20 protein-coding genes are annotated in these 21,246 nt (G+C 65.9%); 11 read left to right on the forward strand and 9 right to left on the reverse strand.

The window, feature by feature from the left end:
• The first annotated feature begins 13 nt into the window (after positions 1-13).
• From QCE48_RS26420 to QCE48_RS26430, 3 genes are all read left to right on the forward strand, one after another.
• Positions 14-937, forward strand: coding sequence for a LysR family transcriptional regulator (locus QCE48_RS26420; protein WP_309783385.1), 924 nt, complete (start codon positions 14-16; stop codon positions 935-937).
• A gap of 173 nt (positions 938-1,110) precedes the next feature.
• On the forward strand, positions 1,111-1,371 hold the full coding sequence (locus tag QCE48_RS26425) for a DUF1488 domain-containing protein (protein WP_087628543.1): 261 nt from the start codon (positions 1,111-1,113) through the stop codon (positions 1,369-1,371).
• 435 nt (positions 1,372-1,806) lie between these two features.
• Entirely contained in the window at positions 1,807-2,484 is a 678-nt protein-coding gene (locus QCE48_RS26430) for a dihydrofolate reductase family protein (protein WP_309783388.1), read from the forward strand.
• A 7-nt stretch (positions 2,485-2,491) separates the two neighbouring features.
• On the opposite strand, the gene QCE48_RS26435 is transcribed toward QCE48_RS26430, so the two are convergent.
• Entirely contained in the window at positions 2,492-2,776 is a 285-nt protein-coding gene (locus QCE48_RS26435) for a superinfection immunity protein (RefSeq protein ID WP_309783390.1), read from the reverse strand.
• Between the two features lie 322 nt (positions 2,777-3,098).
• Positions 3,099-5,336, reverse strand: coding sequence for an NADP-dependent isocitrate dehydrogenase (locus QCE48_RS26440; protein ID WP_309783392.1), 2,238 nt, complete (start codon positions 5,334-5,336; stop codon positions 3,099-3,101).
• A 556-nt stretch (positions 5,337-5,892) separates the two neighbouring features.
• On the opposite strand from QCE48_RS26440, the gene QCE48_RS26445 reads away from it, so the two are divergent.
• Positions 5,893-7,401: a succinate CoA transferase gene (locus QCE48_RS26445; protein ID WP_309783393.1), complete on the forward strand. Its 1,509-nt coding sequence runs from the start codon at positions 5,893-5,895 to the stop codon at positions 7,399-7,401.
• A gap of 256 nt (positions 7,402-7,657) precedes the next feature.
• Positions 7,658-8,359, forward strand: coding sequence for a carbonic anhydrase (locus QCE48_RS26450; protein ID WP_309783395.1), 702 nt, complete (start codon positions 7,658-7,660; stop codon positions 8,357-8,359).
• A 3-nt stretch (positions 8,360-8,362) separates the two neighbouring features.
• Here QCE48_RS26450 and QCE48_RS26455 read toward each other — a convergent pair whose 3' ends face one another.
• Complete coding sequence (locus tag QCE48_RS26455; RefSeq protein ID WP_309783397.1) at positions 8,363-8,962, reverse strand: GNAT family protein; 600 nt, start codon at positions 8,960-8,962, stop codon at positions 8,363-8,365.
• Between the two features lie 138 nt (positions 8,963-9,100).
• Here QCE48_RS26455 and QCE48_RS26460 point away from each other — a divergent pair, with 138 nt between their 5' ends.
• Both QCE48_RS26460 and QCE48_RS26465 read left to right on the forward strand, forming a co-directional pair.
• On the forward strand, positions 9,101-9,502 hold the full coding sequence (locus tag QCE48_RS26460) for a GFA family protein (RefSeq protein ID WP_309783400.1): 402 nt from the start codon (positions 9,101-9,103) through the stop codon (positions 9,500-9,502).
• Positions 9,503-9,647: 145 nt separating this feature from the next.
• Positions 9,648-11,039 (forward strand): TAXI family TRAP transporter solute-binding subunit, encoded by a 1,392-nt coding sequence (locus QCE48_RS26465; protein WP_309783402.1) that lies wholly within the window; start codon positions 9,648-9,650, stop codon positions 11,037-11,039.
• Positions 11,040-11,045: 6 nt separating this feature from the next.
• On the opposite strand, the gene QCE48_RS26470 is transcribed toward QCE48_RS26465, so the two are convergent.
• The 3 genes from QCE48_RS26470 to QCE48_RS26480 form a co-directional block, all read right to left on the reverse strand.
• Positions 11,046-11,618, reverse strand: coding sequence for a nitrogen fixation protein NifQ (locus tag QCE48_RS26470; protein WP_309783405.1), 573 nt, complete (start codon positions 11,616-11,618; stop codon positions 11,046-11,048).
• On the reverse strand, positions 11,615-12,097 hold the full coding sequence (locus tag QCE48_RS26475) for a molybdopterin-dependent oxidoreductase (protein ID WP_309783407.1): 483 nt from the start codon (positions 12,095-12,097) through the stop codon (positions 11,615-11,617). The genes QCE48_RS26470 and QCE48_RS26475 overlap by 4 nt, the downstream gene beginning before the upstream one ends.
• Positions 12,098-12,251: 154 nt before the next feature.
• The gene (locus tag QCE48_RS26480) at positions 12,252-12,671 is read right to left on the reverse strand and encodes a TOBE domain-containing protein (RefSeq protein WP_309783409.1); all 420 of its coding nucleotides are present in this window, start codon (positions 12,669-12,671) and stop codon (positions 12,252-12,254) included.
• A gap of 149 nt (positions 12,672-12,820) precedes the next feature.
• Here QCE48_RS26480 and QCE48_RS26485 point away from each other — a divergent pair, with 149 nt between their 5' ends.
• Together QCE48_RS26485 and QCE48_RS26490 are read left to right on the forward strand one after the other, a co-directional pair.
• Positions 12,821-14,215 carry an ATP-binding protein gene (locus tag QCE48_RS26485; RefSeq protein ID WP_404982221.1) on the forward strand — a complete coding sequence of 465 codons (1,395 nt, stop codon included), beginning with the start codon at positions 12,821-12,823 and terminating at the stop codon, positions 14,213-14,215.
• Between the two features lie 88 nt (positions 14,216-14,303).
• Positions 14,304-15,440, forward strand: coding sequence for an MBL fold metallo-hydrolase (locus QCE48_RS26490; RefSeq protein ID WP_309783414.1), 1,137 nt, complete (start codon positions 14,304-14,306; stop codon positions 15,438-15,440).
• 174 nt (positions 15,441-15,614) lie between these two features.
• Here QCE48_RS26490 and msrA read toward each other — a convergent pair whose 3' ends face one another.
• The 3 genes from msrA to msrB all read right to left on the reverse strand — a co-directional run bounded on the left by msrA (position 15,615) and on the right by msrB (position 18,747).
• Positions 15,615-16,283: a peptide-methionine (S)-S-oxide reductase MsrA gene (gene msrA, locus QCE48_RS26495; protein WP_309783801.1), complete on the reverse strand. Its 669-nt coding sequence runs from the start codon at positions 16,281-16,283 to the stop codon at positions 15,615-15,617.
• A 105-nt stretch (positions 16,284-16,388) separates the two neighbouring features.
• Positions 16,389-18,215 carry a cytochrome c biogenesis protein DipZ gene (locus tag QCE48_RS26500; protein WP_309783417.1) on the reverse strand — a complete coding sequence of 609 codons (1,827 nt, stop codon included), beginning with the start codon at positions 18,213-18,215 and terminating at the stop codon, positions 16,389-16,391.
• Between the two features lie 37 nt (positions 18,216-18,252).
• Complete coding sequence (gene msrB / locus QCE48_RS26505; RefSeq protein WP_309783420.1) at positions 18,253-18,747, reverse strand: peptide-methionine (R)-S-oxide reductase MsrB; 495 nt, start codon at positions 18,745-18,747, stop codon at positions 18,253-18,255.
• Positions 18,748-18,930: 183 nt separating this feature from the next.
• Here msrB and QCE48_RS26510 point away from each other — a divergent pair, with 183 nt between their 5' ends.
• Positions 18,931-19,656 (forward strand): response regulator transcription factor, encoded by a 726-nt coding sequence (locus tag QCE48_RS26510; protein WP_309783421.1) that lies wholly within the window; start codon positions 18,931-18,933, stop codon positions 19,654-19,656.
• Positions 19,653-21,161: a HAMP domain-containing sensor histidine kinase gene (locus QCE48_RS26515; protein WP_309783423.1), complete on the forward strand. Its 1,509-nt coding sequence runs from the start codon at positions 19,653-19,655 to the stop codon at positions 21,159-21,161. The genes QCE48_RS26510 and QCE48_RS26515 overlap by 4 nt, the downstream gene beginning before the upstream one ends.
• Positions 21,162-21,246: the final 85 nt, after the last annotated feature.

Genomic DNA, 21,246 nt, shown 5'->3' on the forward strand with positions numbered 1-21,246 from the left:
ATAGGATTTTCTAATGACCGTCTCGTTGCGCCTGCTTCGCTATTTCGTCGCCGCGGCGCAGTCGGGCAGCACGACCGCCGCTGCAAACGAACTGAGCGTGTCGCAACCGTCCATCTCGGTCGCGGTCCGCGAACTGGAGGCGCTGTTTGGCGAAAACCTCTTCGCGCGCGGCCCGGGAACGAAAATGACGCTGACGCGCTTCGGCACGCGCAAGCTCGACGAAGCACGGCGGCTCCTCAAGGCCGCCGCTGCTTTCGAGGCCGACGACGGCGGCGACCCCTCACGCGGCGAAGTGCAGATTGGCGTCTTCAGCACGATCGCGCCGGTGTATCTGCCGCTCGTGCTGCGCATCGCACGCGAGCGATATCCGAATCTCACAGTGCGTTTCGTCGAAGGCGATCTCGCTGATATCGAAGCGTGGCTGAAGAGCGGGCGCATCGAACTCGCGCTGACCTACGACGTCGCATTGCCCTCCGAGATCGCGCGCGAATGCCTGGCCGAACTGCAACCTTACGCGCTCGTGCCGGAGCAATCGCGTCTTGCCAGAAGGCGCGGCGCGATTGCGCTCGCCGAACTTGCGAAAGAACCGTTCATCCTCATCGACCTGCCGCACAGCCGCGATTTCCTGATGGCGCCGTTCTGGCAGTTCGGGCTCGCGCCGGAGGTCCGCTACCGGGCGACGTCGATGGAACTGGTGAGGGGCATGGTCGCGAACGGGCTCGGCGTTTCGCTGCTGATTACGCAGGGCGCGACGAATACACCAGTGCCGGGCATCGTCGAGCGGCCGATTCGCGAAGCGACCGTGCGCCAGCCGCTCGTGATTGCGCGCCCGACAAGCGCGGTGCCTACGCAGGCGTCCGGGCTCGTTGCCGAATGCGTGCGCGAAGCCGTTTCGCAAGTGCTGAAACGGCGCGCGCGCCGGCGCCCTGCGCCCTGATTGCGGTCCGTTGCAAGACGCCTGCAAAATGCTCCCGGAAAAGCCGTAGGGTGTTCCTATAATTGGAAGCGCCGCGCGAGGATTTGCGCGCGGCCGGCGTCACGGGCCGGCGCCTGTCCGCTGGCACACGCCGTGCTAGACGAGGCTTTGCGACTCAATCACGGAGAGATGACATGAATATTGAATTCAGCGGCCGCCGTCACATCGTAGCTGCTTCGCGCGTCGCGTTCGAAGCCAATGTCGACGGCCGTGAGGTCTGGTGCAGTGTGTCTCTCGATGCGCTCAACGATCATTTCGGCAATGCCGGCACGTCTTCTCATGCACTCTTGAGCACCTTCGAAGGCAGCCGCGTGCGCATCGAAGAGGCCGCGCGGCGCGTGCTCGATCACAATGGCGGACAGTCGGTGGAACTCGAAACCAGCGACTTCAAATAGCGGTCCATACGGGTTCGTGCTCTCGCCAGTCGCCCGGCCGGAGCACGCCCATCTTTCTCCTGCGGGCGCCCGTGACTTTGCGCCGCCTTGCATCGCGCGTCACGGCTAGTCAGCCCGTGTGACGCCCCTTCCGCTCGTGAGGCGAACTGAGCCCGACAGGTGCCTCTGTTCGCCCAATTGTCCGCGTGCGGCGTCGCTAGACTTGAATCATGTCAAAACGGCGACGGGCCAAGCAAAAGGAGAACGTCGATGAATTTGCGTCACTGGATCGTAGTGCTCGAATGTGCGTACATGGAGTACACCACGTGGGGCGACCGGCACGTCTTTCGCCGCACGGTCGGCTACGACCGCGTCGTCTGGTGCTAAGGACGCGGCTCGCGGAACGGCACTTGCTGCGCAGACGGATCTTCCGTCCATTGCAAGGAGTCCGCCCCGATGAAGCCTTATATCGTTGCCCACATGATGTCGTCGGTGGATGGCCGCAGTCTCACCGACGGCTGGCATCTCGACTATGCGAGCGATCTCTACGAGCGCACCGCCGCGACGTTCGAGGCCGATGGCTGGATCTGCGGGCGCGTGACCATGCAGGAAATTTCGCATGGCAAGGATTATCCGAAGGGTCTCGCGAAATCGCCGATTGCGCGCACTAACCATTTCGTGAAACGCGACGCCTCGCAATACGCGATCTCGATCGATCCGCAAGGCCGCGTCGCGTGGAAAAGCGACACGGCGCTCGAATCGCACGTGGTCGAAGTGTTAAGCGAAGCAGTGCCGGACGACTTCCTCGCCTATCTGCAATCGATCGGCGCATCGTATCTGTTCGGCGGCAAGTCGCACATCGACCTCGCTTCGGTCGTCGAGACGCTCGCGCGCGAACTGAACGTGAAGAAGCTGATCGTAGAAGGTGGCTCGCACGTGAGCGGCGCGTTCGTGCATGCGGGGCTCGTCGATGAAGTCAGCGTGCTGATCCTGCCGCTCGTCGATGGCCGCGACGAACACCCGTCGTCGTTCGAAGTGGCGATGCAACAGTGGAAAGCGCCGTCGTACCTGAAACTGGCGTCGGTCGAGAAGATCGAGCACGACGCGGTCTGGCTGCGCTACACGAAGCGATGACGCGCGTTCACGCCACGCGACGGCGGCGCGAACGTGCGACGAGCGCGTCGATGGTCATCTTCGCAATCGCCCTGCGCGTGCTTTTCGCCGCGCGCGCGAGGCGCCTCTCGCTCACCGGATGACGCGCCCACACGAACGCTGCAATCCATCCGACGATCGTCCAGCCGAGCAGCACGTTCACGATCGTGATGGCGAACGCGTCGTCGCGCGAGCGAATGTCCGCGACGATGGCTGGCGCGAGATACAACAAAAGCGCCGCGAGGTACGACACGGCTTCCAGAATCCCGAACATGGCGATGCCCCTGAATGGCCGTCGATGAAGACGATGGCGAGTTAAGCAGCGTCGCGCGCGTACATGGGTCGTCGTTCGCGACAGTCGATAAAATTCAGTTTAGGTCGCATCTATCGAACTACCATGCTGATAGAACGAAATCACTCTTGCCAATCGGCGAACAATCGCCCGGCGCTCACGCGTGCCGCAAGTGTGCGCGGCGACTCGGATCGCGGATACCCGTTTCAAGAGTGGCCGCGAAGGAAGGGATCGGCGGCGCGGGCAAAAAAAAGGCCGCCCTCGCGGGCGGCCAGCGTACATCTGAAACTCGAAGGCTGAAAACTTAACCGTGCGTCGCAGCGAGCGTCGCGTTCAGCGTCTTGCTCGGACGCATCACGGCATCGAGCTTGTCGAAATCGGGCTTGTAGTAGCCGCCGATATCCGCCGGTTCTCCCTGCACATCCGTCAGTTCCGCGACGATCGCCTGCTCGTTTTCGGCAAGACGCTTGGCGAGCGGCGCGAACTGCTCGGCCAGCCCCGCGTCTTCCGTCTGCGACGCGAGTTCCTGCGCCCAGTACATCGCGAGGTAGAACTGGCTGCCGCGGTTGTCGAGCTGACCGGTCTTCGGCGACGGATTCTTGTTATTGTCGAGCAGCTTGCCCGTCGCGGCGTCGAGCGTTTTCGCCAGGATCTTCGCCTTCGCGTTGCCGGTCTTGATGCCGAGATCTTCCAGCGACACCGCGAGCGCGAGGAACTCGCCGAGCGAATCCCAGCGCAGATGGTTCTCTTCGACCAGTTGCTTCACGTGCTTCGGCGCTGAACCGCCCGCACCGGTTTCGTACATGCCGCCGCCCGCCATCAGCGGAACAATCGACAGCATCTTCGCGCTCGTGCCGAGTTCCATGATCGGGAACAGGTCGGTGAGATAGTCGCGCAGGATGTTGCCGGTCACGGAAATCGTGTCGAGCCCGCGAATCACGCGTTCGAGCGTGTAACGCATCGCGCGAACCTGCGACATGATCTGGATGTCGAGGCCTTCGGTGTCATAGTCCTTCAGATACGTCTCGACCTTCTTGATGAGTTCGGCTTCGTGCGGACGATACGGGTCGAGCCAGAACACCGCCGGCATACCCGAGTTGCGCGCACGCGTGACGGCGAGCTTCACCCAGTCGCGGATCGGCGCGTCCTTCACCTGGCACATGCGCCAGATATCGCCTTCTTCGACGTTCTGCACGAGCAGCACGTCGCCCGTTTCGTTATCGACGATGCGCGCTTCGCCCGCTTCCGGTACTTCGAACGTCTTGTCGTGCGAACCGTATTCTTCCGCCTTCTGCGCCATCAGGCCGACGTTCGGCACCGTGCCCATCGTGCGCGGATCGAACGCGCCATTGGTCTTGCAGAAGTTGATGATTTCCTGATAGATGCGCGCGAACGTGCTCTCCGGAATCACCGCCTTGGTGTCCTTCGGACGGCCGTCTGCGCCCCACATCTTGCCGCCGATGCGGATCATCGCGGGCATCGACGCATCGACGATCACGTCGTTCGGCGCGTGCAGGTTCGAGATGCCCTTTGCCGAATCGACCATTGCGAGTTCCGGACGATGCTCGTGGCACGCGTGCAGATCGCGGATGATTTCTTCGCGCTTCGTGCTCGTCAGCGAATCCAGCTTGTCGTACAGGTTGACGAGACCGTTGTTCACGTTCACGCCGAGTTCGTCGAAGAGCGCGCCGTGCTTTTCGAACGCTTCCTTGTAGAAAATCTTGACCGCGTGGCCGAAGACGATCGGGTGCGAGACCTTCATCATCGTCGCCTTGACGTGCAGCGAGAACATCACGTCGGTCTTGCGTGCGTCTTCCATCTGCTCTTCGTAGAAGTCGCAGAGGGCCTTCTTGCTCATGAACATGCTGTCGATGATCTCGCCTTCCAGCAGCTTGACCTTCGGCTTCAGCACGATGGTCTTGCCGCTCTTCGTCACGAGTTCCATCTTGACTTCGCGCGCGCGGTCGAGCGTCATCGACTTTTCGCCATGATAGAAGTCGCCGTGCTTCATGTGCGCGACGTGCGTGCGCGACGCCATGCTCCACTCGCCCATGCTGTGCGGATTCTTCTTCGCGTAGTTCTTGACGGCGGCGGGCGCGCGGCGGTCCGAGTTGCCTTCGCGCAGCACCGGGTTCACCGCACTGCCGAGGCACTTCGAGTAGCGCTGGCGGATCGCGTTCTCGGCGTCGGTCTTCGGCTCTTCCGGGAAGTCCGGCACCTTGTAGCCCTTCAACTGCAACTCCTTGATCGCGCCGATCAGCTGATGCACCGATGCGCTGATGTTCGGCAGCTTGATGATGTTGGTGTCGGGCAGGAGCGTGAGGCGTCCGAGTTCGGCGAGGTTGTCGGGAACGCGCTGATCTTCGGTCAGGAATTCCGGGAATTCGCCCAGGATGCGGCCCGCCACCGAGATGTCGCTCGTCTCGACGTTGATCCCTGCCGGCGCGGTGAACGTGCGGATGATGGGCAGGAAGGCACTGGTCGCGAGCAGCGGTGCTTCGTCGGTGAGGGTGTAGATGATCGTCGGTTGCTGGGTACTCATCGCTTGTCTCAAGTTCGAGAATCGGGTTGGGAAGCTGGTCGGAAACCGGCGGCGGGGGCGCTGCGGCGAGGCGCAGGCCGGTGCCGAACCCTGAATTTTGCCTGATTTTCCGCCGCGACGGATTTGGGCGTCGATTTATCTCGGCGCGGGGCGCGACATATGGTCTCGCCACTGCCTCGGCCCACCCGTTTCGACAAGGTGAAGGAGGCGAAGTCGCTTAAGATTGCGCTCGCCGCATTGTCGCTGTCCGCAATCTCGATCGCGCGTGCGCAAACCCGGCTCCCGCCGCCAGCAACGCCACCGCGCAACAGCAGATCACGCAGTGTACGACGTGAACGCACCGCGCGGCCCAGCGCACGCCCGAGCCTCCCCAGCAAAGACGCAGACCGCGCCGGCAGGCTTGAGCGACTTCCGTTCAGGAACCGGCCCGCGCTTCATCGACCGCAGCGCCAGTCGCAGCGTCCGGGGCAATCGTCTTGGGCGGAGTGGCGGCGAACCGGTCCGACAGACACGCAAGAAGGCCGTCCGGAAGGGGATGGATCGAGGAATTCCAATCATGTACGAAGACCGCATTCGATGCGCCGCGCTGCGCGCGAAGATCACCACCGCGGACGACGCCGCGCGCCTCATCCACGACGGCATGACCGTCGGCGCGAGCGGGTTCACGCGCGCGGGCGACGCGAAGGCCGTCCCGGCCGCGTTCGCCGAACGCGCGCGCGCCGACGCCGCGCGCGGTATCGCGCCGCCGCGCATCACGCTCGTGACGGGCGCATCGCTCGGACACGACACGGACCGCGTCCTCACCGAAGCCGGCGTGCTGGCGCGCCGCCTGCCATTCCAGGTCGATTCCACCCTGCGCCGCGCGATCAACGACGGCCGCGTCATGTTCGTCGATCAGCATCTCTCCGAGACCGTCGAGTTGATCCGCGCGAACCGGCTCGGTCCGCTCGACCTCGCGATCATCGAAGCGGCCGCGATCACCGAAACGGGCGGCATCATCCCGACCACGTCGATCGGCAATTCGGCGAGCTTCGCGATTCTCGCGAAGAAGGTAATCGTCGAGTTGAACCTCGCGCAGTCCGCCGCGCTCGAAGGTCTCCACGACGTGTGGATTCCGGGGCGCCGCCCCGCGCGCGAACCGCTTCCGATCCTGAGCCCGCGCGACCGTGTCGGCACCGCTGCGATCCCCATTCCGCCCGAGAAGATCGCGGCCATCGTCGTCACCGACATGCCCGACAGTCCCTCGACCCTGCTCGCCGCCGACAGCGACACCGCGTTGATCGCGGGCCACCTGATCGAATTCATCCAGCACGAAGTGTCGCGCGGCCGCTTGCCGGCGACGCTGCCCCCGGTGCAGGCCGGCATCGGCACGATCGCCAACGCGGTGCTCGCGGGCTTCGCCGAATCGCCGTTCGAGGCGCTCACGCTCTATTCCGAAGTGCTGCAAGACTCGGCCTTCGACCTGATGGACGCCGGCAAGGTCGTGTTCGCCTCGGGCGCGTCGATCACGCTCTCGGCAGCGGCCCAGCAGCGCGTGCTGAACAACCTCGACCGCTATCGCGACCGGCTCGTGCTGCGCACGCAGGAAGCGAGCAATCATCCGGAAGTGATCCGGCGCCTCGGCCTCATTGCGATCAACACGGCGCTCGAAGTCGACATCTACGGCAACGTCAACTCGACGCACGTCGGGGGCACGCACATGATGAACGGCATCGGCGGCTCGGGCGACTTCGCGCGCAACGCAGCCTATGCGATCTTCGCGACGAAATCGATGGCGAAGGACGGCCGCATTTCCAGCATCGTGCCGATGGTCCCGCATTGCGACCACAACGAGCACGATGTCGACATCGTCGTCACCGAGCAGGGCCTGGCGAACCTCACTGGCCTCGCGCCGCGCGAACGAGCGCTGCTCATCATCGAGAAGTGCGCGCATCCGCGCTATCGCGACGTGCTGCGTGACTACTATCGCGAGGCGCTCAGGCACGGCGGACATACGCCGCACGACCTGACGCGCGCATTCTCGCTCCACACGCGCCTCGCCGAAACAGGCTCGATGCTGGCCTGAGCACAATCGCCGCCGGGCTTTCGAAACGCCGCGACGCCGCGCAAACGCTGCATCGCGGCGTTTCGGCGTTTCGCGCCCGCAGCAATGAAATCCGCTTGGGCCGGCGCATCGGAACATCCCGAACCCGCTCTTTCTCGCGCTCGCATCGCCTGCCGGCGTACCGGTGCCGCCGCAGAGCCGCTGACATGCTGTCATCCGGCTTGCCGTATCATGATTGCAGCACCAACCAGACACCCTCGACAAGGAATCCCGCTCCATGTCCGACAATTCGTCCACCCGCGAAGACCGCAACGATTCCGGCGAGCACGACCTGCTGTACCTGCTCAAGGGCGCGGACAAGTTCAGCCGCGACGTATTCCCGGACAGCGAAGACTTGTTCCGCAGCCTCGCCGCGCATCAGGCGCCGCACACGCTTTTCATCACCTGCGCCGATTCCCGCGTCTCGCCCGAAATGATCACGCAGACCGGACCCGGCGAGCTTTTCGTGTGCCGAAATATCGGCAACATCGTGCCCGCATATGGCGAGATGCTCGGCGGCGTGTCGGCGGTCGTCGAATTTGCGGTGCTCGGGCTGAACGTGCGGCAGATCGTGATCTGCGGCCACTCGGACTGCGGCGCGATGAAAGGGCTTGCGTCGGGCGCGACCATCGCCGATGAAATGCCCACCGTGCACGCGTGGCTGCGCAACGCGGAAGCCGCGCGCAGTGTCGCGCTTGCGCGCAAGTTGCACGACGAGCAGATGGTGCAGGCGATGGTGGAGGAAAACATCCGCCTGCAGTTGAACCATTTGCGCACGCATCCGGCGGTGGCGGGACGCCTCGCGCTCGGCACGCTGCAAGTGCAGGGCTGGGTGTACGACATCGGGCACGGGAAGGTGTCGGTGTTCGACGACGCGGCCGGCGTTTTCGAAACCACCGCCGAGGCCCGCGCGCGCCTCATGCGCAAAGCCGCGCCGTAGACGCTAGCGCGCCATTCGGGCTTCGAGCGTCGCCTTTACGCCGGGCCATTCCGAATCGATGATGCTGAAGCGCACCGAGTTGCGCACGCGGCCATCGGGCATGATCCGCTCGTGGCGAACGATGCCTTCCTGCTTCGCGCCGATCCGCAGGATCGCGGCGCGCGACTTCTCGTTGAGTTCGTCCGTCGTGAACTGCACGCGGACCGCCTTCATGGCATCGAACGCGTGGGTCAGCAGCAGATACTTCGCCTCCGTATTGACGCCCGAGCGCTGCACCGATGCGGCGAGCCACGTATGGCCGATCTCCATCTTGCGGTTCGCGCGGTCGATCTTCCAGAAGCGCGTGCTGCCGACGATACGACCGGTTTCGCGCATCGCGATGACGAAGGGCATCACGGTTTGCGCTTCGCGGCCGGCGAGCGCCGTGGCGATGTATCGGTCGACCGTTTCGGGGCCGGGCACGACAGTCAGCGTCAGGTTCCACAACTGGCCGTCGGCGGCGGCCTGAAGGAGCGCGGGTGCATCGTCGTCCTCCAGCGGGCGCAGTTCGACCGTCGTGCCGGTCAGCGTCGGCTGCATGGATGAAGGGTCGGTGTCGGTCATGTTCTAGCGGGCGTGAGTCGCGAAGCGCACATCTTAGCGCGGCGTCCGGGCCGCGTTGACACGCGCGCGCGAACGCCCGATGATCTGCGGGACCGAAGACGAAAAGGAAGACCACGGCGCCAGCCGATCCCTCATGTCATGACAAGTTATCGCGGTTCCTGCCACTGTGGCGCGGTGCGCTTTCGCGTCGATGCCGACATCGCCGAGCTGACGACTTGCGACTGCTCGCTGTGTCGCATGAAGAACGCGCTGATGACGAAGGTCCACGAGAGCCAACTGGAGATTCTCGAAGGCGCGCAGCATCTCTCGACATACCGGTGGAACACCGGACGCGCCCTTCACCATTTCTGTTCGCGCTGCGGCATCTACACGTTTCATCGCAAGCGCGCGGCGCCCGACCATTACGGCATCAACGTTTTCTGCCTCGCCGGCTTCGACCCTGCCGCGGTCCCCATGCGCGTGACGCCGGGCGCCTGCATGTCCGTCGTGACGCCGGATGCGCGCCCCGAATGGCCGGGACCGAGAGACCTCGGCGAATGATGCGCGCGCCGCCGCGTCACGCTCGAAAGGCTGCGGGCGCGGGGTTAAGATAGACCTGTCGACGCGCGGCAGGAACAAGGCGAACCGTGCCCCGCGAAGACCGTTACTCGTGACGTGCCGGTTCAGACCATCCGATGAGGCTCTCATGAAGCATCGTCGTCCGCAGCGGCCGCGTTTCCCGCAGGAGCACGCGAGAGCGGCCTGGCGCGACATGGCCGTGGCCTTCGCGCCCTTCGCGCTGATCTTCGTAGTGATGGCGGTGCTCGTCGTCTGGCTGATCAATCCGGCTCCGCCGCGCACCATCACGATGAGCGCCGGCCCGCGCGACAGTTCGTTTTTCGTCACCGCCGAGGAATATCGCAAGATCCTCGCGCGCAACGGCATCAAGCTCGACGTGCTGCTCTCCGATGGCTCGGTGCAGAATCTCCAGCGCCTGCTCGACCCGAAACAGCACGTCGATCTGGCGCTCGTGCAGGGCGGCGTGTCGGACGGGTTCGATACGTCGTCGCTCATCTCGCTCGGCAATGTCTTCTATGTGCCGGTCGTGGTGTTTTATCGCGGACGCGGCCTGACGCAGCTTTCGCAACTCAACGGCAAGCGGATCGCCATCGGCCGTGAAGGCAGCGGCACGCGCATGCTCTCGCTCAAGCTGCTCGCCGCCAACGGCATCGAACCGGCCAACGGTGCCGGCACGGGCACGACGCTGCTGCCCAGCGACGGCCTGGACGCCGCCAAGCAACTGGTCGCGGGCGAAGCGGACGCGGCGATCCTCAACGGAGATTCCGCCACGCGCGCGCTGATGCTGCGTCTGTTGCGCGTGCCCGGCATCTCGGTGATGGATTTCACGGAAGCCGCCGCTTACACGCGCCTTTTTCCCTACCTCGATGAGATCGACCTGCCGCCCGGCGTGCTCGACCTCGCCCGCCGCATTCCGCCCGAGACCGTGCACCTGATCAGCCCGACCGTCGAAATCGTCGCGCGTCCCAATCTGCATCCGGCCATCTCGGACCTCATCATCGAAGCCGCGCAGGAAATCCACGGCAGGCCCGGGCTTCTGCAACGGGCAGGACAGTTCCCGAGCCCGGTCACGCACGAATACGCGATCAGCGACGACGCCAAGCGCTATTACCGCTCCGGCAAGAGTCTGCTGTTCCGCACGATGCCGTTCTGGGTCGCGAGCGTGGTCGACCGGCTGCTGTTCCTGCTGCTGCCCGTCGCGGTCCTGCTGGTGCCGGCGTTGCGGCTGCTTCCGGCGCTCTACCAGTGGCGCGTGCGCTCGCGCATCTATCGCTACTATGGGTCGCTGATCGCGATCGAACGGCGCGCGTTCGACCATTCGACCGCCGACGAACGCAAGGCGCTCGTCGCCGAACTCGACCGGATCGAGGAATCGCTCAATACGTTGCGCATGCCGCTCGCCCATGCAGATGCGTTCTATGTCCTGCGCGAACACGTCGGATTCGTGCGCGACCGTTTGAGCGAAGCCGCGAGGGATGGCGCGCGTCAGTCGACGGTGAACGTGACCTCCGCGCAGTGAGCTTGTTCAGCGCGCGCTGTCCGGATAGCAGAACCCGAAGTCCTCGCAACCGGGACAGCCGGGCGCGCCCGTGACCGCGCGGCCATGCGCGAGCGCCACTTCCTGCGCGAGAAACTTCTTCCAGCGCAGCGCGTTCACGTTCCGCTCGACCAGCCGCGGATAGTGGCGCTCGAGGATCGCCGTGACGTCATCGCGGCCGGAAAGGCCCAGGTCGCGCCACAGATGATCGGGACGCAGGCAAGCAGCGGCGATGATGGTCGCGAGACAGTGCGCGTCGGCGGGATGAGCGGCCGCGGTGACATCGTGAGCGATCAGAAGCGCGCGCAGTTCGCTCACGAAAGACCAGTGCGGCGACCAGAGCAGCGCGTGCGGCAGGCCGGCGCGCGTCACGGCGCGCGGAAAATGACGTGCGATCAGCGCGTCCAGTTCGGAGCGCGCGAGGCCGAGCAGCAGCAGTTCACCGGAGCCGATGCGCGCGCCGATCAGGCGAGCGAACGCGACGGTGTCGGCCGAAGCCGGGTCGTTCGCACCCGAGATGAGCGCGAGCGCGTCGTCCCCGGACGAAGCGGCTTCGTTCACGACGGCGGCGAGAGCACGATCGCCTCGATGCGCGTGAGGCGCTTGACGTGCCGCGGCGCACGCACGGTATCCGCGCCGGAGACGAGCACGGGCAGGCCGTCGTCGATTTCCAGCGCTTTTTCCCCGCACGCATACGCGACCAGCGCGCGGTCCCCAACCGGCGAATTGAACAGCTCGTGCCACGAGAAAGTGACCGCGTAGCCGTCGTGTCCGTGCGCGAGAAACACGGTCCGCTTGAAGTCCGAACTTCCCGGACGACGCACGCCCGACGCATCGAGCAGCACGCGCAACGGCACGCCGCGATAGCTTTCGACCGTGCGAATGAAACGGCCGCTCGTAAAGCAGAACAGGTCGAAAGGTTCGAGCGACACGCTCTCGAATTCGCGCAGCGCGGCGACATCGAGCGACATCGGCCGCTCGACGCGTCCGTGGATCGTCACGACCGGTCCGGCCAGTTGAAGCAAGGTGGATTCGTCCATGTGCAAGGCTCGCTGGGAACGTTCGAATCGGGTTGAAGCGAATGCGTAATGTATCCGAGGATATGACGCGGTTCGCTTCAATGCCAGGATATTCGCTGCATGCCGGTCATGTTCGCCGGCGCATGATTCCCAAAAAGACCGTTCGCGCGGCCGCTCAATCCACCGCGATGATCACGCTCGACGCCTTGATGACCGCGCTGGCCGGCGTGCCGTTGACGAGTCCGAGGCGCGTGGCGCTGTCGTTGGTGATGATGGCCGCGATCTGCAGGCCGCCCGCCGAAATCGTGACTTCGGTGTTGACCGCGCCCGGCTTGACGTTCGAGACGGTGCCGGTGAGCACGTTGCGCGCCGAAATCTTGGCGGGATCGCTGTCCACCATGACGAGCACCGACGACGCCTTGATGAGCGCCGACGCCTTCCCGCCGACCGCGAGCCCGAGCGACTTCGTGCTTTCCTGCGTGACGACGGCGACGAGCGTCGTGCCGTCCACTTTTAGCGTGATTTCGTCGTTGACCGCGCCGGACTTGATTCCGGTGATTTCCCCTGAAAAATGATTACGCGCGCTGGTTTTCATGACCGTGCTCTCCGTGGTTGTGGTTTGAATCCCGGCAACTCTACCGCATCGGCGCGCGACATTTGCCCGTGTCGATGCGGCTAAGATGTGACGCAGGCGAAGGCAACGATCTTGCGATACTGCAAAACCCAAAACGTCAGGGGCGTGGAATGGATGGTCTCGAAGCAAAAATGACGCAATCGCTGCAATTCAGGCTTTCGCTGTGGCTCGCGGTGGCGATCCTCGCGAGCGCGCTCGCCGCTGGATCGTTTTCGTTCGCGGCGGCATTTCACGAAGCCAACCTGATCCAGGACGCGCAGTTGCACGAAGTGGCGTCGCTCGTGACGAGCCGCAACGTCGACGAAATGGCGCACGGCTCCGCCCGCTACGTGCCGACGCAGGAGCCGGAAGCGAAAGTGGTCGTCGAGCGCATTCCCGAGCGCGACGCCCTGCAAGGCACGTATTTCAGGGTCGTGCAGTCGCTCGGCGACGGCATCCACACGGTGACGATCGGCGGCCTCGAATGGCGCGTGATCGTGAAGACGCTCGAGGCCGGCATGCGCATCGCGATCGGCCAGCAGACGCGCGATCGCGACGAAATCGCGCGCAGCAGCGCCGCCGCGACGCTGATCCCGTTCATCGTGCTGGTGCCGGTTCTGCTCGCCATCGTCGCGGTGCTGGTGCGGCGCACGTTCCGCCCGCTCGCGCGGCTCGCCGCCGAACTCGACAACCGCAACGCAAACGACCTGTCGCCGGTCGCGGACACGGCAGGCGGTCGTCTGCCGACCGAAATCACGCCGTTCGTCGTGGCGAACAACCGGCTGCTCGCGCGCGTCGCGCACGCGGTCGAAGTGCAACGCCGGTTTGTCGCCGATGCCGCGCACGAACTGCGCTCGCCGCTCACGGCGCTCTCGCTGCACGCCGAGCGGCTCGACGCGGCGGAACTGGCGGCGCCGGCGCGCGAGCGGCTCGCGACGCTGCGCCAGGCCATCGCGCGCACGCGGGCGCTGCTCGAACAGTTGCTGACACTCGCGCGCGTGCAGGATGTCGCCGATGCGAGAGTCGGGCCGGTCCATGTCGCGGCGGTGTTCAGGCAGATCCTGGAAGATCTGGTCCCGATCGCGCAGGCGCGCAGACTCGACATCGGCGTGGTCGGCGACGCGGCGGCCGTCGTGGAAACGAGCGAACCCGAGCTTGCGACGATGCTGAAAAACCTCGTCGACAACGCGATCCGCTATACGCCGCCGGGTGGCCGCGTCGACCTGTCGGTGCGGGTCGAACATGGCGCGACGTCGATCTTCATCGACGATACCGGCCCCGGCATTCCGGAAAGCGAGCGCGAGCGCGTGTTCGACCGCTTCTATCGCGTGCTCGGGAGCGGCCAGTCGGGCTCCGGGCTCGGGCTGTCGATCGTGCAGACGATCGCCGCGCGGCTTGGCGCCAGCGTGGCGCTCGGCAGCGCGCCGTGGCCTTCGGGCGCGAGCGGACTGCGCGTGGCGGTCGTCTTCCCGGCGACGGTGCAGCGCCGCGCCGCCCGAACGCAGCCGCTGGCGACGAGCGCGTGAAACCCAACGCGGGCTAGCGCGCACGCATCCGGCGCGTTTCGGGCACAGTGCAGGCATTCGATGCGTACTTTTCCGGCCACTCGTCCCGATGCGCTTCTCACTCTCCACACTGATGCTCGGCGCGCTGCTTTCGGCGTGCGTCGGCACGCCGGCACAGACAACGCCGCAGCGCCCGGCGCCGATCCTCGCCAATACGCGCCCGCCGCTGCATCACGCGCGCCATACGGCGTCGGGCTACGTGAACAACTACGGCGACCTGCCGCACGCATCGTTTCTGAAATGGCAGTGGGAACGCTGGACGCAGGGCCTGCCGAAGCCGCCCGCGAACGGCTACCGGTTTCCGGTCGACCGTCCCGATATCGCGTGGCTCAAGGCGAACCGCAGCGTCGATACGCTCACCTGGATCGGCCATGCGAGCGCACTCGTGCAGATCGATGGCGTGAACGTGCTGACCGATCCGATGTTCTCGAAACGGGCGTCGCCGGTGTCGTTCGCCGGTCCCGAGCGCAAGGTGCCGGCGGCGATGTCGATTGCGGAGTTGCCGCACATCGACGTCGTGCTGATCTCGCACAACCATTACGACCACCTCGATACCGCGAGCGTGCAGGCGCTCAACGCCCAACCGGGCGGGCCGCCGCTCTTTCTCGTGCCGCTCGGGATCAAGGCGTCGATGGCGGACAAGGGCATTGCGAACGTCGAGGAACTCGACTGGGGCGACGAAACGCACGCCGCCGGCCTCGACGTATGGTTCGTGCCGAGCCAGCACTGGTCGGCGCGCGGCCTGACCGACCGCGCCGAGACGCTCTGGGGCGGCTGGGTCGTGAAGACGCCGCAGGGCGCGGTGCGCCCGTTTTCGTTCTGCTTCGTGGGGGATACGGGCTACTCGAAGGATTTCAGCGACATCGGCGAGGCATTCGGCGGCGTCGATCTTGCGCTGGTTCCGATCGGCGCCTACGCGCCGCGCTGGTTCATGCACGCGCAGCACGTCGATTCGGACGAAGCGGTGCGCGTCTTTCGCGATCTGCGGGCGAAGCGCGCGATCGGCATTCACTGGGGCACGTTCGAACTCGCCGACGACCCGCTCGACGAGCCGCCGCGCCTGCTCGCCGGAGCGGTCGCGAAGGCGGGTCTCGCGCCCGATGCGTTCACCGTGCTGCGGCACGGACAGACGATCCGGCTGGGCGGCGAAGGCGCTTCGTCGAACGCGTCTGCGCCAAAGCGCTGATCGCTTACCGCGACCGAAGCGCCGAGCGGTCCATTGCCGCGATAGACGGCGCGAAGCCGAGCATGGCGTCGCGGATTGCGTTGTCGTTCATGAACCGGCCTTCGCTGCGAGTTCTCCCCAACGCCTACGGCCGCGCGCCGGAAAGCTCGAGCAAAGGCCGGTATCAACGCCCGATCAGTTCGACACGTTCGCGACCAGCACCGCCTTGTCGCGATACAGGTCGGGGAACATCTGCTTGAGATAGTCGATCTTCGGCAGGTCGTTGATCGCGATGTAGCCGCTGTCCGGATGCAGCGTCAGGTAGTTCTGGTGATAATTCTCGGCGGGATAGAAGCCCTTGAAGTCTTCGACGCGCGTGACGATCTTGCCGTGAAACGCATGCGATGCATCGAGTTGCGCGATGTACGCATTCGCGACGGTACGCTGCTGCGCGTCGAGCGGAAACACCGCCGAGCGGTATTGCGTGCCGTGATCGGGCCCCTGGTAATTCAGTTCGGTCGGATTGTGCGCGACCGAAAAGAACACCTGCAGCAGCCGGCCGTAGCTGATCTCGGCGGGATCGTAGGTGACCTGCACGGACTCCGCATGGCCCGTATCGCCTTCGCTCACGACTTCATAGTGCGCCGTGTTCGCCGCGCCGCCCGAATAGCCGGACACCACCTGCTTCACGCCGCGCACGTGCTGGAACACGCCCTGCACGCCCCAGAAGCAGCCACCCGCGAACACGGCGGTCGCCGTGTGGGTCGCGCCGGCGTGTTCGTCCTGCGCGGGCGGCGCGATCTTCGTCGCGCCTTCGGTCGAATAGGCGACGCGCTGCAACGCGAACACGCTAACCACGAGCATCGCTGCGCCCGCTGCCTTGAACCACGGTTTGCGAGCCTGAAATTGAGTCGACATTGCCACTCCTTCGAAATTGACGGTGATGCCGGTTCGCCCGACGCAGGCGGATCAGCCGAACGTGAAGGCGTATGCCGCGACGCCCGCGTCCAGGAACTCGATGCTGAAAGTATGATCCTCGACCGGGCCCGGCTGTCGCACGAGCTGATAGAGGCGTTCCTCGGTGACCGTGCCGCTGCCGTCGGCGGCGACGTCGGTGCCGTGCGCTTCGCCGGGGGCGGCGCCGTCGATGCTCACGCGAAACCGCACCGGCTTGCCGTTCGCCGACGGCCCGAGCACCAGATGCAGGTCGCGCGCGTGAAAGCGATAGTCGATGCGACCCGCATTTCTGGCGAGCGTCGCGCGCTCGCCGCCAACTTGCCACGCTCCGGCAAGCGCCCAGTCGTTGACCGCGAGCCGCGCAGGCGCGGCGTAATCGTGCACGCGATCGCGCGCCTCGCCGCCGGGCGACGCGAAATGCTCCGCGCGTTCGTAGCCGAGATAGGTCTCGGGCGAGCGCACGTCGGCCGTGTCGGCGGCGGCCTGCACGCCTTGAGCGTTCTGCGCGTGATGTGCGTTCTGCGCGCCGTCATTCGTCAGACCAGCGGACGCTTTCGCGACGCCTCCGTGGCCCGCTTCGGCGAGCAGCCGCTGGATCACCTTCTCCGATTCCGCGTAGTTCCCCTCGCCGAAGTGGTGATAGCGGATCTGCCCTTGCGCATCGACGAAGTAGTGCGCCGGCCAGTACTGGTTGTCGAGCGCGCGCCAGATCGCGAAGTTGTTGTCGATCGCAACCGGATAGTCGATGCCGAGATCGCGCGTCGCCTTCTTCACGTTGTCGATGTTGCGCTCGAACGCGAATTCCGGCGCGTGCACGCCGATCACGACGAGCCCCTGATCGCGGTATTTCTGCGCCCACGCCTTCACATACGGCAGCGTGCGCAGGCAGTTGATGCAGGAATACGTCCATACGTCGACGAGCACGACTTTGCCGCGCAGCGCTTCGGCCGTGAGCGGCGGCGAGTTGATCCACTCCACGGCGCCCGACAGCGACGGCAGCTTGCCTTCCACCGGCAGCGCGGGTTCTGCGGCGGTGCTCGCGCGCATCATGCCGGGCGCGGCAGCAGTTTGTTCTGTCTTCATGCGCCCGCCGGCACCGAAACGGTCGACGAGCGTCTGCTCGATACCGCTCGTCGCCACGGTCGAGACGCGGGCGAGCACGCCGGTATCGAAGCCGAACGCAATGGCGACGACGCCCGCGAGCATCGCCGCGCCGATGCCTTTCCGGACCCATTCACCCGCGCCGAGCGAGCGCTTCATCGCGGTGAACACCCGGCCGCCGATCAGGAGCGCGATCGCCAGCGAAGTCGCCGCGCCCGCCGCATAGGCGACGAGCAGGAGCGTCGTGCCCGCGCTCGCGCCGCGCAGCGCGGCGCCGGTGAGCACGAGGCCGAGGATCGGGCCGGCGCAGGGCGCCCAGAGCAGCCCGGTCGCGATGCCGAGCAAAAACGAGGACCCGAACGACGACGCGAACGACGACTCGCCGCCCGCCGTTCCGCCGTCGCGCTGCGCGAAATTCGACAGCCGGTTGCCCGCGTCCACGAGCGGGCGCATCAGGCGCTCGGCGAAATCCGGCAGCAGGAGCGTCAGGCCGAACACGGCGAGCAGCGCAATGGCAACCCAGCGCCCGTACTGGTTCGCCTGCGTGACCCAGCCGCCGCCGACGGCGGCGAGCGTCGCGACGAGCGCGAACGTCAGCGACATGCCCGCGAGCAGCGGCAGGCCGTTGCGGACAAAAGGCTTGTCGGCGCGAGCGAACACGAACGGCAGCACCGGCAGGATGCACGGGCTGAGAATCGTGAGCGCGCCGCCGAGATAGGCAAGGACGATAAGTAACATGGTCGTGTGAAGGTTCGGTCTGAGGAAAGGCGGCGCGTCAGGCGGCGCCGGGCGTGAAGTTCATCGCGACGCCGTTCATGCAGTAGCGCAGGCCGGTCGGCTTCGGGCCGTCGTCGAAAACGTGCCCGAGATGGCCGCCGCAGCGGCTGCAATGCACTTCGGTGCGCACCGTGCCGAACGAAAAGTCCGAGCGCGTCGCGACGGCCTTGTCGAGCGGCGCCCAGAAACTCGGCCAGCCGGTATGGCTGTCGAATTTCGTGCGCGACGAAAACAGGTCGAGCCGGCAGCCGGCGCAGCAAAAGCGCCCCGCGCGATGCTCGTCGTTGAGCGGGCTCGTGTACGGGCGTTCGGTGCCTTCCTGACGCAGCACGCCGTACTGGGCGGGGCTCAGGAGCCGCCGCCATTCGTCGTCGGTGTGGACGACGCCGAAGGCCTCGCGCGGCGGGGCCGTCTCCGTCCCGCGCGCGACCGCTGCGGCGAGCGCCGCGGCCGCCGCGCCGGCGGTGAGCAGAAAGCGCCTTCGTGTGTGCATGATGTGCTCCTCGATCGGATTTCGTGTAGACGCATCATCGGCCGCGCCCGGTACCGAAGTCCTCACGAAAAGTTAAATTAATCGTGATACCTGGCGGCGCGGTTTTTTTGCACAATGACGAGGCCGCCACGGTGCCCCGTCCGGACAGCGGCCGCTTTCGAATCGAAGGGAACCCGGCATCGCATGGAACAACCGAAGCGCATTTTGATCGTCGAGGACGACGTCCACATCGCCGATGTCCTCAGTCTGCACCTGCGCGACGAGCGCTACGAAGTCGTGCACTCCGCCGACGGCGCCGAGGGCCTGCGTCTGCTCGAACAGGGCGGCTGGGACGCGCTGATCCTCGACCTGATGCTGCCGGGCGTCGACGGGCTCGAAATCTGCCGCCGCGCCCGCGCCATGACGCGCTATACGCCGATCATCATCACGAGCGCGCGTTCGAGCGAGGTGCACCGCATTCTCGGCCTCGAACTCGGCGCCGACGACTATCTGGCAAAGCCGTTTTCCGTGCTCGAACTGGTCGCGCGGGTCAAGGCGCTCTTGCGCCGCGTCGACGCCGTCGCGAAGGATCGCCGGCTCGATGCGGGACGGCTCGACGTCGCGGGCATCTCCATCGACCCGATCGCGCGCGAGGCGTCGGTGGACGGACAGCGCATCGAACTGACGCCGCGCGAGTTCGACCTGCTGTATCACTTCGCGCGCCATCCGGGCAAGGTGTTCTCGCGCATGGACCTGCTCAACGCGGTGTGGGGTTACAGCCACGAGGGCTACGAACATACCGTCAATACCCATATCAACCGGCTGCGCGCGAAGGTCGAGGCGGACGCGTCCGAGCCGCGCCGCATCCTCACGGTCTGGGGCCACGGCTACAAGCTCGCCGCCGATGCAGCATCCGGAGAGGCGCCGTGAGATTCCTCGTTCCGAATCTCACGCTGACGCAGCGGCTCGCGGCCGTCTTCTGCGTGTTGCTGCTCGCGTGCTGCGGGGCGTCCGCGTGGTTGCAGATCCGCGCGAGCGACCTGCGCGAGAAGGAAGTCGTCCAGAGCATTTCGCGCGGGCTCGCGGGGCACATCGCGCGCGACGCCGCCCTGATGGACGCGAACGGCCTCAAGCCCGACGCCGTGCGCAAGCTGTTCATGCAATTGATGGTGGTGAACCCGAGCGTCGAGGTGTATCTGCTCGACAAGGACGGCAACATCAAGGCGCACGACGCGCCGCCGGGACATTTGCGGCGCGACCATGTCGATCTCGCGCCCGTGCAGCGCTTCATCGCGGGCGACGCGCTGCCGATTCTCGGCGACGATCCGCGCGGCACGGAAAGTCACAAGGTGTTCAGCGCGGCGCCGCTCGTGTCGGCCGGACGCGAGCCGGCGGGTTACATCTATGTCGTATTGCTCGGCGAGGAACACGACGAACTGGCAGCGCGCGTGTCGGCGAGCGGCGTGCTGCGCACGACGCTCGCGTCGATGGCGCTCGTCACGCTGCTTGCGCTCGTCGCCGGGCTGGTCGCGTTCGGCCTCATCACGCGCCCGCTGCGCCGCCTGACCGACGCGATGCGCCGCTTCGACGCGAACGGCGCGCCCGACGACCAGCCGGGCGTGCCGCGCTCGCCCTACGCGAGCAAGGACGACGAGATCGTCGTGCTGGAGACGGCGTTCGAGCAGATGGCGCGGCGCATCGGCGAACAGTGGCGCGCGCTGACGCGGCAGGATCGCGAGCGGCGCGAACTCGTCGCGAACATTTCGCATGATCTGCGCACGCCGCTGTCGTCGCTGCACGGCTATCTGGAGACGCTCTCGCTCAAGGCGGACGCGCTCGGCGACACGGACCGCCGCCGCTATCTCGCGATCGCGCTCGCGCAGAGCGCGAAGGTCGGCCGGCTCGCGCAGGCGCTCTTCGAACTCGCGCGGCTGGAGCACGGCATGGTCGCGCCCGAGCGCGAGGCGTTCGCGCTTGCCGACCTGTTGCAGGACGTCTTCGAGAAGTTCGAACTGGCTGCCGAGTCGCGCGGGGTCGAACTGCGGGCGAGCATTCCGCCGCGCCTGCCGCCCGTCGTCGCCGATGTCGCGATGATCGAGCGCGTGCTCACCAATCTGCTCGACAACGCGATTCGCCATACGCCGCCCGGAGGCGAGATCGAGGTGGCGCTCGCGAGCGTCGACGGCAAGGTTTCGGTGACGGTCAGCGATACCGGTCCCGGCATTCCCGCCGCGTTGCGCGAAGCGCTTTTCCAGCGGCCGTTCAGCTCGGGCGGCGCGCAGCGCGGCGGCGGGCTCGGGCTTTTGATCGTGCAGCGCATGCTGCAGTTGCATGAGAGTCAGATCCGGCTCGTCGACCGGGCCGGCCGGGGCACGACATTCCAGTTCGAACTGGCGGCCGCCGATGTGACGCCCGGCGTGCGGCATGCGGAGTGAGCCGAGGTCGGATGTTCAACCGACCGCCTTTGCGCGCGGGCAAAAAAAGAGCGCTACAGGTCAGGCCTGCAGCGCTCAAATGGCA

Origin of the sequence: Caballeronia sp. LZ024 (assembly GCF_031451455.1) — a bacterium.
GTDB lineage: Bacteria > Pseudomonadota > Gammaproteobacteria > Burkholderiales > Burkholderiaceae > Caballeronia > Caballeronia telluris.

Coding starts and splice junctions, on each gene's coding strand:
- QCE48_RS26430 (WP_309783388.1), top strand. CDS start 1,807: ATGAAGCCTTATATCGTTGCCCACATGATGTCGTCGGTGGATGGCCGC.
- QCE48_RS26480 (WP_309783409.1), bottom strand. CDS start 12,671: ATGAAAACCAGCGCGCGTAATCATTTTTCAGGGGAAATCACCGGAATC.
- QCE48_RS26420 (WP_309783385.1), top strand. CDS start 14: ATGACCGTCTCGTTGCGCCTGCTTCGCTATTTCGTCGCCGCGGCGCAG.
- msrB (WP_309783420.1), bottom strand. CDS start 18,747: ATGCACACACGAAGGCGCTTTCTGCTCACCGCCGGCGCGGCGGCCGCG.
- QCE48_RS26475 (WP_309783407.1), bottom strand. CDS start 12,097: ATGGACGAATCCACCTTGCTTCAACTGGCCGGACCGGTCGTGACGATC.
- QCE48_RS26510 (WP_309783421.1), top strand. CDS start 18,931: ATGGAACAACCGAAGCGCATTTTGATCGTCGAGGACGACGTCCACATC.
- msrA (WP_309783801.1), bottom strand. CDS start 16,283: ATGCTCGTGGTTAGCGTGTTCGCGTTGCAGCGCGTCGCCTATTCGACC.
- QCE48_RS26490 (WP_309783414.1), top strand. CDS start 14,304: ATGCGCTTCTCACTCTCCACACTGATGCTCGGCGCGCTGCTTTCGGCG.
- QCE48_RS26455 (WP_309783397.1), bottom strand. CDS start 8,962: ATGACCGACACCGACCCTTCATCCATGCAGCCGACGCTGACCGGCACG.
- QCE48_RS26465 (WP_309783402.1), top strand. CDS start 9,648: ATGAAGCATCGTCGTCCGCAGCGGCCGCGTTTCCCGCAGGAGCACGCG.
- QCE48_RS26485 (WP_404982221.1), top strand. CDS start 12,821: ATGGATGGTCTCGAAGCAAAAATGACGCAATCGCTGCAATTCAGGCTT.
- QCE48_RS26460 (WP_309783400.1), top strand. CDS start 9,101: ATGACAAGTTATCGCGGTTCCTGCCACTGTGGCGCGGTGCGCTTTCGC.
- QCE48_RS26425 (WP_087628543.1), top strand. CDS start 1,111: ATGAATATTGAATTCAGCGGCCGCCGTCACATCGTAGCTGCTTCGCGC.
- QCE48_RS26450 (WP_309783395.1), top strand. CDS start 7,658: ATGTCCGACAATTCGTCCACCCGCGAAGACCGCAACGATTCCGGCGAG.
- QCE48_RS26440 (WP_309783392.1), bottom strand. CDS start 5,336: ATGAGTACCCAGCAACCGACGATCATCTACACCCTCACCGACGAAGCA.
- QCE48_RS26445 (WP_309783393.1), top strand. CDS start 5,893: ATGTACGAAGACCGCATTCGATGCGCCGCGCTGCGCGCGAAGATCACC.
- QCE48_RS26435 (WP_309783390.1), bottom strand. CDS start 2,776: ATGTTCGGGATTCTGGAAGCCGTGTCGTACCTCGCGGCGCTTTTGTTG.
- QCE48_RS26500 (WP_309783417.1), bottom strand. CDS start 18,215: ATGTTACTTATCGTCCTTGCCTATCTCGGCGGCGCGCTCACGATTCTC.